General features: G+C 58.4%; 14 protein-coding genes, 1 tRNA gene and 1 pseudogene. 9 read left to right on the forward strand and 7 right to left on the reverse strand.

Annotated elements, in window-relative coordinates; all coding sequences use genetic code 11:
- Window positions 1-415: 415 nt before the first annotated feature.
- Together WBB95_RS02735 and WBB95_RS02740 are read right to left on the reverse strand one after the other, a co-directional pair.
- On the reverse strand, window positions 416-595 hold the full coding sequence (locus WBB95_RS02735; RefSeq protein ID WP_424486180.1) for a PA3371 family protein: 180 nt from the start codon (window positions 593-595) through the stop codon (window positions 416-418).
- 10 nt (window positions 596-605) lie between these two features.
- Window positions 606-833 (reverse strand): hypothetical protein, encoded by a 228-nt coding sequence (locus WBB95_RS02740; protein WP_424486181.1) that lies wholly within the window; start codon window positions 831-833, stop codon window positions 606-608.
- A 325-nt stretch (window positions 834-1158) separates the two neighbouring features.
- Between WBB95_RS02740 and WBB95_RS02745 the strand changes: the two genes are divergently transcribed.
- Window positions 1159-1235: transfer RNA gene (locus tag WBB95_RS02745), tRNA-Arg, on the forward strand.
- Between the two features lie 267 nt (window positions 1236-1502).
- Window positions 1503-2888: an MFS transporter gene (locus WBB95_RS02750; protein WP_424486182.1), complete on the forward strand. Its 1386-nt coding sequence runs from the start codon at window positions 1503-1505 to the stop codon at window positions 2886-2888.
- Window positions 2889-2948: 60 nt separating this feature from the next.
- On the opposite strand, the gene WBB95_RS02755 is transcribed toward WBB95_RS02750, so the two are convergent.
- The 4 genes from WBB95_RS02755 to flgA form a co-directional block, all read right to left on the reverse strand.
- The gene (locus tag WBB95_RS02755) at window positions 2949-3698 is read right to left on the reverse strand and encodes a flagellar brake protein (RefSeq protein WP_424486183.1); all 750 of its coding nucleotides are present in this window, start codon (window positions 3696-3698) and stop codon (window positions 2949-2951) included.
- 95 nt (window positions 3699-3793) lie between these two features.
- Window positions 3794-4264: a flagella synthesis protein FlgN gene (locus WBB95_RS02760; protein ID WP_424486184.1), complete on the reverse strand. Its 471-nt coding sequence runs from the start codon at window positions 4262-4264 to the stop codon at window positions 3794-3796.
- Between the two features lie 48 nt (window positions 4265-4312).
- Window positions 4313-4639: a flagellar biosynthesis anti-sigma factor FlgM gene (gene flgM / locus WBB95_RS02765; RefSeq protein WP_424486185.1), complete on the reverse strand. Its 327-nt coding sequence runs from the start codon at window positions 4637-4639 to the stop codon at window positions 4313-4315.
- A gap of 141 nt (window positions 4640-4780) precedes the next feature.
- Window positions 4781-5545, reverse strand: coding sequence for a flagellar basal body P-ring formation chaperone FlgA (gene flgA, locus WBB95_RS02770; protein ID WP_424486186.1), 765 nt, complete (start codon window positions 5543-5545; stop codon window positions 4781-4783).
- Window positions 5546-5626: 81 nt separating this feature from the next.
- Between flgA and WBB95_RS02775 the strand changes: the two genes are divergently transcribed.
- Together WBB95_RS02775 and cheR are read left to right on the forward strand one after the other, a co-directional pair.
- A complete protein-coding gene (locus WBB95_RS02775; RefSeq protein WP_424486187.1) occupies window positions 5627-6559 on the forward strand; it encodes a chemotaxis protein CheV in 933 nt (310 codons plus the stop codon).
- A 43-nt stretch (window positions 6560-6602) separates the two neighbouring features.
- A complete protein-coding gene (gene cheR, locus WBB95_RS02780; RefSeq protein ID WP_424486188.1) occupies window positions 6603-7430 on the forward strand; it encodes a protein-glutamate O-methyltransferase CheR in 828 nt (275 codons plus the stop codon).
- Window positions 7431-7500: 70 nt separating this feature from the next.
- On the opposite strand, the gene WBB95_RS02785 is transcribed toward cheR, so the two are convergent.
- Window positions 7501-8286, reverse strand: coding sequence for a hypothetical protein (locus WBB95_RS02785; protein ID WP_424486189.1), 786 nt, complete (start codon window positions 8284-8286; stop codon window positions 7501-7503).
- A gap of 325 nt (window positions 8287-8611) precedes the next feature.
- On the opposite strand from WBB95_RS02785, the gene flgB reads away from it, so the two are divergent.
- The 5 genes and pseudogenes from flgB to WBB95_RS02810 form a co-directional block, all read left to right on the forward strand.
- Window positions 8612-9019, forward strand: a complete 408-nt coding sequence (gene flgB, locus WBB95_RS02790) for a flagellar basal body rod protein FlgB (protein ID WP_010208346.1) — start codon at window positions 8612-8614, stop codon at window positions 9017-9019.
- A 3-nt stretch (window positions 9020-9022) separates the two neighbouring features.
- Window positions 9023-9466, forward strand: coding sequence for a flagellar basal body rod protein FlgC (gene flgC, locus WBB95_RS02795; RefSeq protein WP_424486190.1), 444 nt, complete (start codon window positions 9023-9025; stop codon window positions 9464-9466).
- Between the two features lie 16 nt (window positions 9467-9482).
- Window positions 9483-10202, forward strand: a complete 720-nt coding sequence (gene flgD / locus WBB95_RS02800) for a flagellar hook assembly protein FlgD (RefSeq protein ID WP_424486191.1) — start codon at window positions 9483-9485, stop codon at window positions 10200-10202.
- 31 nt (window positions 10203-10233) lie between these two features.
- Window positions 10234-11544, forward strand: coding sequence for a flagellar hook protein FlgE (flgE, locus tag WBB95_RS02805; RefSeq protein ID WP_424486192.1), 1311 nt, complete (start codon window positions 10234-10236; stop codon window positions 11542-11544).
- A gap of 177 nt (window positions 11545-11721) precedes the next feature.
- Window positions 11722-12125, forward strand: a pseudogene (locus tag WBB95_RS02810) (hypothetical protein); the annotation flags it as partial.

Below are 12125 nucleotides of genomic sequence, written 5' to 3' on the forward strand. Positions count from 1 at the left end.
TAAATTGCCTGTTTCAATGGGCGCATATATTTAACCGGTTAGTTCAGGGGAGCGGTTTCTGGAATTGGCCGCAAGATGAGTGTTAAGACAAGGCTCACGACCAAAGTTCAACCCGAATTGCAAAGAGGCCGCATCATGCCTCAGATTTGACAGTTCCTTGGCGTCAATTCTGTGACAAATATTGAACTGCCTAAAGGCTTTATGCCAGCACTGATTTGCATTTTTGCGGACTGGTTGGAAAACTTTTCAACGGAATGGTCCCGGTGGGAACTATTCCGAAAAACCAGGCCGCAGCAGGGTGCGAGGCCGCACATCCTAGCGCAAAGTGGCCTTTTGCCCTTAATCTTTAGACTAGTGGCAATTTGCCGATTTACGAGTGTGAGGCGACATAAGGTAGGGCAGGGAGGAGGGGGATTCAGCGTAAAACCGGGTCAAATTTGATTCGGCGACCCACGATGAGGGTCAGAAACAGTAAGCCGGCAGACACACCTGCGGCAATGAATGCGGTGGTTTGCCCATCCTCGGCACTCGCGTTCAGGCCCAGGACAACGGTCGCAATGGTAAGGCACAAAAATAGCCAGGCGGTCTTGCTCATCAGTGATTCCTTAAAACACCCAATGTTCGGATGCGGGCGCAGCTTGGGTGCCTTGGGTCAGGTGAACTGGCGATTGCGCGTTGGGCGTCATCACCGCCAATTGCGGGCGCTGTTGCAGATGGTGTGGTACTGGCTGGGTGATTTGAGCCGTATCATCGCTGCCGGACGATTGAAAGTGGAACATCACCAGTGCGGCCAGGGCCACGGCGTTGAGGGCTAACAGAAGGGCACTGTTCATGGTCATGTTCTCCGCTTAATGTCCTGGCTGGATGGTGTTGTAGGAGAAGTATTGCAGGTCTCGTGCCAATCTATTAGTTCAATAAAATCAATGAGTTGAGTCTACTTTAAAGCGCTTGGTCGTTGCAATTTGCAATGATGGCATTTTAGGGGAGTGCAATTTGCACGATGAGGCCGAGAGCCCGTGTTTGCGTGGTGAGGCAACCCCCGTCAGAACGAGGATCGGCCTACACTCAAAAAGCCCACGGACGACATGACAAAACCAACCCTGGCCGTTAACATGCACGCCGTCCATCGACGCGCCCTTGGCGTGATGGCTGTCATTTGTCCCAGTAGCTCAATTGGATAGAGCATCCCCCTCCTAAGGGGAAGGTTGGCCGTTCGAACCGGCCCTGGGACACCAGATCCAAAGCCCCGCCCAGACCTTTCTGGCGGGGCTTTTTTGTGGCTGTCTCTCAACACCGGTCGAACCTTGCCGGTGATCAGGGTTCACAGCAGGTGCGACGGATATTTAAACAAAGTGTGTACCCCGCACGCGGTCAGGCAGCGTCTGAGCCAGTAAGCAAAATATTCCCCGGAAACAGCGCACATCGCCTGTCCGGACCCGGCAACCCCGGACTATCATGCCGATAGCCCTGTCTCTCACTGCAAGGAGCCGCTCGGAACGCCGATGCGCCAGATCTGGAAATCTTTTCGAGCCCTTTATTTCGCCTCCTTGATGATGCTGATTGGCTCCGGCCTGCTCAGTACTTACCTGGCCTTGCGCCTGGCGGCCGACCATGTCGACAGCCTGTGGGTGGGTGCGCTGATGGCGGCCAACTACTTTGGGCTGGTGCTGGGCGGAAAGATCGGGCACCGCCTGATCGCCCGGGTCGGGCATATCCGTGCGTATGCCACCTGTGCCGGTATCGTCGGTGCAGCGGTGTTGGGCCATGGCCTGATCGACTGGCTGCCGGCGTGGATCGTGCTGCGGATGATCGTGGGCTTGGGGATGATGTGCCAGTACATGGTCATCGAGAGCTGGCTCAATGAGCAGGCCGAGGCCAAGCAGCGTGGTTTGGTGTTCAGCGGCTACATGATCGCGTCGTACCTGGGGCTGGTGTTGGGGCAACTGATCCTGGTGATGCACCCACAGTTGGGCCTCGAACTGCTGATGCTGGTCGCGCTGTGCTTCGCGCTGTGCCTGGTCCCGGTGGCCATGACCCGACGCATTCACCCGGCACCGCTGCACCCGGCACCGATGGAGCCGCGCTTCTTTATCAAGCGGGTACCGCAGTCGTTGAGCACCGTGTTGGGGGCGGGCGTGATCGTTGGCTCCTTCTACGGTTTGGCGCCGCTGTATGCCTCCCAGCAAGGGCTGACGACTGAGCAGGTCGGTCTGTTTATGGGCTGCTGCATTTTTGCCGGTCTGCTGGTGCAGTGGCCATTGGGCTGGTTGTCGGATCGTTACGACCGCGCCTTGTTGATTCGTTGCTTTGCCTTGTGCCTGGCGGTGGCGGCGCTGCCATTGGCGATCATGACGCAGGTGCCGCTGGAAGTGCTGTTTGTGGCGGGGTTCCTGTGCTCGCTGGTGCAGTTCTGCCTCTACCCGCTGGCGGTGGCGTTTTCCAATGACCATGTGGAAGGCGATCGCCGGGTGTCGCTGACGGCCATGCTGCTGGTGACCTACGGCATCGGCGCCAGTGTCGGGCCGCTGCTGGCAGGTGTGGCGATGAAGCTGTTTGGCAGTCACATGCTGTACGCTTTTTTCAGTCTGTGTGCGTTGATTCTGGTGTGGCGCATCCGGCCGAAGGCGGTCACCAACCTGCACCAGGTGGACGATGCGCCGCTGCACCACGTGGCCATGCCTGACAGCATGTCCAACTCGCCGCTGGTGGCTTGCCTGGACCCACGGGTGGACGAGGCGGTGGTGCAGGAGCAGATGCAAAATCCTGTCCCGGACCCGGCGCCTGAAACGGAGCCACCATCACCAGCGGATGAGCCGGCGTTCGTCGGGCCGCCAGAGCCTCTGGGGCCGGACGACCACCCTCATGACCTGAGCAGGGCGCGCCCCTGAATGCAAAAACGGGCAGATCCCATCAGGATCTGCCCGTTTTTTTGCCGCGATCTTTAAGGCTTAAAGGTCGTCGTCTTTGTCGAAACGTCGTGCTTCACGTTGCAACTGATACACAAAGCGTTCCACTTGGCGCTGCACCAGGCCGCTCATGTTGTGAAAACGCACACCGGCGAAGGTGGTGTTGATCTTGTCTTCGAAGTGCAGGTAACGCAGCTCGACAGACGTGGTCATGCTGCCGAAGGGCAGGGCGGCGATGAAGCGGTCGTACACCTGGCCCAGTTGCAGGCGCTCGGAGATGTCGCCTTCAAAGCGCAATTTGCAGCCGGTGGCGGAAATATCCAGCAACTTGCCACTGATCGGCGCCTTGAGTTTTTCGCCGCCCAGCTCGATGCTCACCAGTTGGGCCAGCTTCAGCGCCGCGCGAAAAGCATTGCGGCGCTGATGGTAAACCACCTCGTCGGGCATGCTGCCGGTGTAAATGCGGTGGCCGTCTTTTTCGCTGATGGTCAGGGTGCCGTTGCTTTCCCAGGCGATCCGCACACCGTCATGAAAGCCTTCGATGCGGAACGGTTCGCCATTTTCCAGGTAGCGTTCGCCGTCACGCGGGACCATTTCGTCCAGGGCCAGCGTCTTGCTGTCCCGGTCAATGTCCACCAGATAGCTCTGAAAGCGCTGGCTGCGCTCGTGGAACGTGATGATCAGAGGGTCATGGCTTTCTTGCAGCATCCGCAAAGTGCCGGCGATTTCCAGAGGCGTGGTGAGGACCTTGGGTGGCTGCGGGGCATCTTCCGCATTAAGGGCGTTGAACACGGTTCTTCCATCTCCAGACAAAATACGACTACACGCAAGAACCGGCATTTTGCCAGTATGTAGCGCGCCTTGGATAGGTGCGCTGTGAACTGGCGTCAGGCTTGGCTGCGGGTGCTGGGTTTTACCAGGCGTGAAGTGGAGCCTTGGGCGTTGTAGAGGGCCGGAGGCTCTCCGCCGTGGAGTATACGCAACTGGTTGGCGGTGGTGGCTTGCTGAAGCTGGATCGATTGACCGTTGAGCAGGTTGGCTTCCTGACATTCGGCGAGCAATTGATTGAGTGCGGCGCTCTGCGTCAGCAACTGATCGCCGACCGAGGAGTGGCTGGCCAATTGAGCGAGGCCGTCGTGGTCAGCGGGCAGGCCCAGGCTGACAAGAATCTCGCTGCGCTTCTTGCCGTGTTGTTCCAGAAGCACGATCAGCGACTGTTTGCTCGCCAGGATTTCTTCCAGCAAGCGCATGTCCCGGCCATAGAGGGCCAGTGATTCTTCTTTGAGCAGCGCGAGCAAATGTTGCGTCGGCGCCAGATCATCAATGATCAGTTGAAGCAAATGTTCGTCGTGGTGCATGGCTGGCCTTGGGTGTTAAGCGTCCAAAAGCCCTGCGCAGGCCTTTGCCTAGCGCTCGGCTTCGAAGTTAAGCAGCTTGCTGGCTACACGGTTGCTGTCGACTTTATAGCTGCCATCGGCGACGGCCTGTTTCAATTCGGCCACACGGGCTTTATTGACCACCGGTTGGTCGCGCAGCGAGTCAGTGACCTTCTGCAACTGTTGAGCCTCATTGCTCAGGTGTACGGATTCCCCGCTTTGGCTGGCGACGGCCTGTTCTGCCTTGGCCGCAGGCGCTGGCTGGGACTTGGCTTCTACGCCGTCCTTGGCCCCGCTGGTGCGCGTGTTGCCGGGCAAAGCCGGGGTGTTATTCAAACGACTGAAATCGATGACCATGATAAAAAAACCTCTGGGTATTTGGACGCTTGCCATGTTTTCGGCCATACCCGGACAAACTTTAGGCTCGATTGACAATAAACCTGCACATGTGGGCGTCTGGCGCACAGTGTAGGAAATGCGGGCGTCCTATGCCAGTCACTATAATGCTACCTCGACTTGCCCCGGTGCCGTCACCTGCGCTTTGATCACACGGTTGGAGTTGAGGTTCTTGACCCTGATCTGTTCGCTCATGCCGCCGTTTGACAGCGCCTCGCCCGGCATCTTTACCATCAGCCCGCCACTGCTGGCGGTAATCACCACCTGGTCGCCTTTACGAATCACCTCGGCCTGCTCCAGGTTGACCAAGGTAATGACCTGGTCGGTCACCATGGGGCGGGTGAGTTTCTGCCCGAGCGCCTGGTCGATGGCGGTGAGGTAACCCTGGTTGATCAGGCTGATATCGCGTTCGCGCAGGGCCACATCGTCGAAACCGATGATGCCGGTGCGTTTCAACGGCCGTGTCACCACTACGACATCACGGAACAGCTTGACCTGCGCCGGCACGAACACGGTCCACGGCGACGCGCCTTCGCAGCGTACTTTCACCGTTACGCGCCCGATGGGCTGGGCGGGGCTTTCCAGAGAGGCTGTCAATTCCTTGTCGCACATGGGCATGCGCAGGCGCGGGTCCAGCTGGTTGACCTGGATTTCATAGCGCCCCGGCGTCTGGGTAGTCGCCAGATAATCTTCTACAGTGAACTCAAGAAAGCCTTGAGTGACGCCGATAAGGAGATCAGGCAAGGTGACGTTGTCTGCGCGGGCCGTGGCGCCCAGGCCCAACGCAAGCAATGCCATCGGGACGCAGAGCAATCTGCGGTACCGTGGGAAATGAAGGCGTCGGGAAACTGTCGTTTTAATATCCATGACCAACAAATAGCAAAGCTCGTGCCGTTTCGTGTCGGGTGCGCGTCGTACCCCCAAAGGTTTTAGCGTAGGAGTCTGGGCATGGCAGGTGTAATGGATTCAGTAAACCAGCGCACACAGCTGGTAGGGCAGAATCGCCTGGAGTTGCTGCTGTTTCGCCTGGACGGCAAACAGCTTTACGGCATCAATGTGTTTAAAGTGCGGGAAGTGTTGCAGTGCCCCAAGCTGACCATCATGCCCAAGTCGAGCCCTGTGGTGTGTGGCGTGGCCAGCATCCGGGGCGCGACCATCCCCATTCTTGATTTGGCCATGGCCACCGGTTCGGCGGGTTTGCAGGACCGTCAGAACCCGTTTGTGATCATCACCGAGTACAACACCAAGACCCAGGGTTTCCTGGTGCGCTCGGTGGAACGCATCGTCAACATGAACTGGGAAGAGATCCATCCGCCGCCCAAGGGCACCGGACGCGATCACTACCTCACGGCGGTGACGCGGGTCGATAACCAGTTGGTTGAAATCATCGACGTGGAGAAGATCCTCGCCGAAGTCGCGCCCACCTCGGAAACCATTTCGGTGGGCGTGGTGGATGCCGAAACCGCGCACAAGGCCGTGTCGTTGCGTGTGCTGACCGTGGACGACTCGTCCGTGGCGCGCAAGCAAGTGACCCGCTGCCTGCAAACGGTGGGTGTTGATGTGGTGGCGCTCAATGATGGTCGCCAGGCCCTGGACTACTTGCGCAAGCTGGTGGATGAGGGCAAAAAGCCTGAAGAAGAGTTCTTGATGATGATCTCCGACATTGAAATGCCGGAAATGGATGGCTACACCCTCACGGCCGAGATACGCAACGATCCACGCATGCAAAAATTGCATATCATCCTGCATACTTCGTTGTCGGGCGTATTCAATCAGGCGATGGTCAAGAAAGTCGGTGCCGATGACTTTCTGGCCAAATTTCGCCCTGATGACCTGGCATCCCGGGTAGTCGACCGGATCAAGGCAGCAGATCACGGCTAGGGGGATTTCCCCTGGCGGTCACACGATTTAAGAGGCGGTATCATTGTCTACGGGTAATTTGGATTTCGAACAGTTCCGGGTCTTCCTGGAAAAAGCCTGTGGCATATTGCTCGGTGAAAACAAGCAGTACCTGGTATCCAGCCGTCTCAACAAACTGATGGAGCAGCAGGGCATCAAGTCCCTGGGAGAACTGGTCCAGCGTATTCAAGGGCAGCCGCGCAGCGGGCTCAAGGAAATGGTGGTCGATGCCATGACCACCAACGAAACCTTGTGGTTTCGCGACACCTACCCCTTTGAAGTGCTCAAGAGCAAAGTGCTGCCGGAGGCGATCAAGGCCGCGCCGGGCCAGCGTTTGCGTATCTGGTCGGCCGCCTGTTCTTCGGGGCAGGAACCGTACTCGATTTCGATGTCCATCGACGAGTTCGAGCGGACCAACATGGGCCAGCTGAAAGCGGGTGCGCAAATTGTCGCCACCGACTTGTCCGGAACCATGCTCACCAACTGCAAGACCGGCGAGTACGACAGCCTGGCGCTGGGCCGTGGTTTGTCGCAGGAACGCCTGCAGCGTTTCTTCGACCCCAAGGGCGCAGGGCGTTGGGCGATCAAGGCGCCGATCAAGAGCCGGGTGGAGTTTCGCTCGTTCAACCTGCTCGATAGCTACGCCAGCCTGGGCAAGTTCGACATGGTGTTTTGCCGCAACGTGCTGATCTACTTCTCGGCCGAAGTGAAGAAGGACATCCTGTTGCGCATCCACGGCACGCTCAAGCGCGGCGGTTACTTGTTCCTCGGCGCTTCCGAAGCGCTGAACGGCCTGCCGGATCATTACCAGATGGTGCAGTGCAGCCCCGGTATCATTTACCAGGCCAAATGACAGGTACTTGCACAAAATAGGACGCCCATAAAGGCGTCCTTTTTTTGCGCGTTAACACCCGCGACATTGCTCAGGGCCTGATGGTCATCTGGATGTTATCCAGCAAAAGGCCATGCGGCCCGGCGGGTACGGTTTTGTTGAGAATACCCAGCCGCACGTCGCCGGTAATTGGCGCGATGAACGTTCCGGTTCCGGTTTGAATGACGCCTTGAGCATGGCGCGTTACGTCAGGGCCGATTGAGCTGCCATTCATCGTTAAACACACCGTTGAGTTATCAAGTGATGGCAGGTTTCCCGACACCTCGAAGGAGCAGTCATAGGTGCGCCCGGCAATCACCGGCACTGGGCGGGTGATGATGTGGGATACGCCTGGCACCGCGTTGGGCAAATTAACCACCACCTGTGCATTAGTGACCTGCAGTAGCCCGCCCACGTAAATGCCCTGGGGGACCCACCCTTGGAAAGCATCGTTGTTGAAATCCCAGCGGATTGTGGGGGTTGGCACGACTATTATGGGTAGGCGTCCGATATTAACTGATGCGTTCGGCGCATAGGACGTTATCCCGCCCCGCTGCAGGCGCGCCAGCAAACTCACCGTGGTGCCCGCGCTCACCGTGACAAAGCGTGTGGGGATCAGAATCGCGAGCGATGGAGCATCCAGCGCAACGTTGAAGCTTTGGTTGTAGGTGCCGCCGAGGACGCTGCTGTTCAGCGCCAGTATAAAAAAATCGCCTGCCAGGACAGGAAAGTTGAAGGTCAGCCTGGTGTACTCGCTGGTTAGTCGAGCGGGGTCCAGGTTCGGGATGGGGCGCACCGCGTCTTGTTCGTTGAATGTAGGGGCCGGGATAGTCAACATGTGAACCTCTGCCTTGCGCGTCTTGGGGTGACTGACCAATAAGGCATTTCGCGCAGCCGCGTAACTGTCAGAAATAACAGTGCAGACAAGCGGTCTAAAAATCGGCTACCCCCAACGCAACCTTTTTTTGCCATTGCCGCCTTCGTGCACAAGCGGCAATCACGGTTGCCGCTTTACTGGCGCCACGCGGAAAGACGTTGCCGCTTTTCTGGCATTGTCGCCGGCAACCTCCCCGCAAACCCTTGAGTTACGGGCCTCAAGCAAACTGGCATGCGCCTTGCTATGACCTTGTTACGAAAAGCAGGTCAGCCTAAAGGTTTCCGCCATGAGCATCAGCTTCGATAAAGCGCTCGGTATCCACGAACAAGCCCTGGGCTTTCGCGCCCAGCGCGCTGAAGTCCTGGCCAACAACATTGCCAACGCCGACACCCCGAACTACAAGGCTCGGGACCTGGACTTCTCCGCCGTGCTCGCTGCACAGCAGGACAAGACCAAGAACGGCACCTTCGCCCTGAACATGACCAACAGCCGTCATATCGAAGCGCAAGGCCTGAGCAATGGTGATGAGTCGCTGCTGTATCGCACGCCGATGCAGCCATCGATCGACCAGAACACCGTCGACGCCCAGCTGGAGCAATCGGCCTATGCCGAGAACTCGGTGAACTTCCAGGCCAGCTTCACCCTGCTCAACAGCAAATTCAAAGGGCTGATGTCAGCCCTGCGTGGAGAGTAAGCCATGTCCTTAGCCAGTGTTTTCAATATTGCCGGCAGTGGCATGAGCGCGCAGACCACGCGCCTGAACACCGTCGCCAGTAACATCGCCAACGCCGAGACCGTGTCGTCGAGCATTGACCAGACTTACCGCGCCCGCCACCCGGTGTTTGCCACCATGTTCCAGGGCGGCCAGAGCGGCGGCAGCGATTCGCTGTTCCAGAACCAGGATGGCGCAGGCCAGGGCGTGCAGGTGCTCGGTGTGGTTGAAGACCAGAGCAACCTCGAAGCGCGCTACGAGCCAAACCACCCGGCGGCGAACGAAAAGGGCTACGTGTACTACCCCAACGTCAACGTGGTTGAGGAAATGGCTGACATGATCTCCGCCAGCCGCTCGTTCCAGACAAACGCGGAAATGATGAACACCGCCAAAACCATGATGCAGAAGGTCCTGACCCTGGGTCAGTGATAAGGGGCGCCAAATAATGGCCATTGTTGATACCACTTCTACCAACACCGCGGTTCAGGACCTGTTCAACTCCAAGGTCAAGGACAGTACCAACAACGTGTCGACCATTGCTGATGCCGCCACCGGCAACCAGGCCATGGGCAAAGATGCGTTTTTGCAGCTGCTGGTGACCCAGTTGAAGAACCAGGACCCGCTGTCGCCCCAGGACAACGGTGCATTCGTGGCCCAGTTGGCCCAGTTCAGTAGCCTTGAGGGCATCAATAACCTCAACGATACCGTCAAGTCCATCTCCACCAACGTGACGTCTTCGCAAGCGCTGCAGGCGTCGTCGCTGGTAGGTCGCTCGGTGATTACACAGACCGACAAGACGGTGGTCGACACCAGCAAGAGCATGACCGGCTCCGTGGCAGTGACATCGGCGGTGGGCAACGTCTCCGTCAAGATCACTGACAAGGACGGCAATACCGTGCGCACGATCGACATGGGCGCGCAGAGCGCCGGTAATGCCAGCTTTATCTGGGACGGCAAGAACAGCAGTGGTGATGTGGCCCCCGCCGGGACCTACTCCTTCACGGCCACCACCAAGAATGACGCGGGTGATTCGGTGGCCCTGGCCACGTCTCTGCCGTCCACGGTGGTCAGTGTCACGCTCAGCCAGACCGGCGGCGAAATGATGCTCAACCTGTCCGGCGGCACCAGCATCAAGCAGTCGCAAATTCAGACTATCGGTACATAGAGCCGGCTAAATACGGCAGAAGGAGAGAAACATGTCTTTTAACATCGGCCTTAGCGGCCTCTATGCGGCCAACAAACAACTGGACGTGACCGGCAACAACATCGCCAACGTCGCGACCACGGGTTTCAAGTCGTCCCGTGCGGAATTTTCCGACATCTACGCGGCGTCCAAGCTCGGCACCGGCCAGAACAGCGTCGGCAGCGGTGTGAACCTGGCGGCAGTGTCCCAGCAGTTCACCCAGGGTGACGTCAACAACACCGGCGGTATCCTGGACATGGCGATCCAGGGCGGCGGCTTCTTCGTGCAGAAGGGCAGTGACGGTTCGCTGGAATATACCCGTAGCGGTACGTTCCGTTCCGACAAAGACGGCTTCATCACCAACAACACGGGCACCTCGCGCCTGCAAGGTTACGGTGCGGACGCCGACGGCAATATCATCAAGGGCCAGTTGACCGACCTGCAACTGAACCTGTCGAACCTGCCACCCAAGGCGTCCACCAAAGTCGACTCCACGAGTAACCTGAACTCGTCGTCGCCGGTGATTGACCAGACGACCAAGCCGTTTGATCCAACCGACTCGACCACCTTCACCACTCAATACAACACCACCTTGTATGACAGCCAGGGTAACGCTCACCCGATGGTGCAGTACCTGGTGAAAACCGATTCCAATACCTGGAAGTCCTACACCCAGATCGATGGTCGCAACCCTGACGGCACAGCCTCTACCGGCACCGGTTCGACGCCGCCCGTCGCATCGACCTTGAGCTTTGACGGCTCCGGCAAGCTTACCGGGATTGTCACCGGCACCACGTCCAGCACAACACTGACCATTTCCAACTGGACCCCGGGCACCGTGACCAATGGTGTATGGAAGGCGAATGGGGCGACGGCCAACCCGACTGGTATCGCGATCAACATGGCCAACATTACCCAGTACAACTCGGCCACCTATCGCAACCCGCCCGTCACCGATGGCTACGCCACCGGCCAGATCACCGGCTTGAACATCGATGGCAACGGCGTTCTGTTCGCCACGTTCAGCAACCAGCAGAGCAAGGCCATCGGTCAGATCTCCCTGGCCAGCTTCAACAACGAACAGGGCCTGCAGCCATCGGGCGGCACTGCCTGGAAAGAGACCTTCGCATCGGGTCAGCCGGGTTATGACGCCCCGCAGGCCGGCACATTGGGCTCGATCGTGTCCAACTCCCTGGAGAACTCCAACGTCAACCTGACCAACGAGCTGGTGGACCTGATCAAGGCCCAAAGCAACTACCAGGCGAACGCCAAGACCATCTCCACCCAGAGCACCATCATGCAGACCATCATTCAGATGACTTGATGGTTTGGCGCTCTACAAAAAGCCCCTCGTATGAGGGGCTTTTTTTTGCCCATCGGGAAAGGGCTCACGGCACAGAAGTCGCGAGCTGACAGGCGCGGTATGGAACTGCCGACAACCGCCTCACCACTGAGCGAGTCAGGGCCCTTCGGGCTCGTCAATCACTGGAGAGGGCTGAGCATGTGGCATTCAGGTGTTTCAGGGCTGGGAAGTGGAGGCGCGCGTTTTGCGCCGGACGCACCGCGAGCGGAGTCGACTGCTGTCGCGCCCGTTGCGCAGGTTGCGGCCGTCAGGCAACTGCTCAATGAACTGTTTGACGCCACGCAAACGTCCAAGACCCAGACGGCCCAGGGCTTGCGCGACAAGTTGAATGAGCATCGAGAAAAATTGGGTGACCCTTTATTCAAGGGCATTCTCAACAAGTTGATTGAGACGCTGGATGCCTACCTGCAGTTTCAGGCGTTTCTTCGCCAGTTGATGAAGCTGCTGTTCCCGGATACCGAGGCTACACCGTCGGCACCGCCCGCTCTGCCTGGCGGCGGTGGCCCTGGTCGTCGTGTGGACCGGACGACGTTTCCCACCAC

The sequence above is a fragment of the Pseudomonas sp. genome, assembly GCF_049645325.1.
In the GTDB taxonomy this organism is placed as follows: Bacteria; Pseudomonadota; Gammaproteobacteria; order Pseudomonadales; family Pseudomonadaceae; genus Aquipseudomonas.

What these genes read in the sequence shown, in the direction of transcription:
- flgB (WP_010208346.1), top strand. Translation starts at nt 8,612, where the DNA reads ATGAGCATCAGCTTCGATAAAGCGCTCGGTATCCACGAACAAGCCCTG.
- WBB95_RS02735 (WP_424486180.1), bottom strand. Translation starts at nt 595, where the DNA reads ATGAGCAAGACCGCCTGGCTATTTTTGTGCCTTACCATTGCGACCGTT.
- WBB95_RS02740 (WP_424486181.1), bottom strand. Translation starts at nt 833, where the DNA reads ATGAACAGTGCCCTTCTGTTAGCCCTCAACGCCGTGGCCCTGGCCGCA.
- flgM (WP_424486185.1), bottom strand. Translation starts at nt 4,639, where the DNA reads ATGGTCATCGATTTCAGTCGTTTGAATAACACCCCGGCTTTGCCCGGC.
- WBB95_RS02750 (WP_424486182.1), top strand. Translation starts at nt 1,503, where the DNA reads ATGCGCCAGATCTGGAAATCTTTTCGAGCCCTTTATTTCGCCTCCTTG.
- flgD (WP_424486191.1), top strand. Translation starts at nt 9,483, where the DNA reads ATGGCCATTGTTGATACCACTTCTACCAACACCGCGGTTCAGGACCTG.
- WBB95_RS02760 (WP_424486184.1), bottom strand. Translation starts at nt 4,264, where the DNA reads ATGCACCACGACGAACATTTGCTTCAACTGATCATTGATGATCTGGCG.
- flgE (WP_424486192.1), top strand. Translation starts at nt 10,234, where the DNA reads ATGTCTTTTAACATCGGCCTTAGCGGCCTCTATGCGGCCAACAAACAA.
- flgC (WP_424486190.1), top strand. Translation starts at nt 9,023, where the DNA reads ATGTCCTTAGCCAGTGTTTTCAATATTGCCGGCAGTGGCATGAGCGCG.
- flgA (WP_424486186.1), bottom strand. Translation starts at nt 5,545, where the DNA reads ATGGATATTAAAACGACAGTTTCCCGACGCCTTCATTTCCCACGGTAC.
- WBB95_RS02785 (WP_424486189.1), bottom strand. Translation starts at nt 8,286, where the DNA reads ATGTTGACTATCCCGGCCCCTACATTCAACGAACAAGACGCGGTGCGC.
- WBB95_RS02775 (WP_424486187.1), top strand. Translation starts at nt 5,627, where the DNA reads ATGGCAGGTGTAATGGATTCAGTAAACCAGCGCACACAGCTGGTAGGG.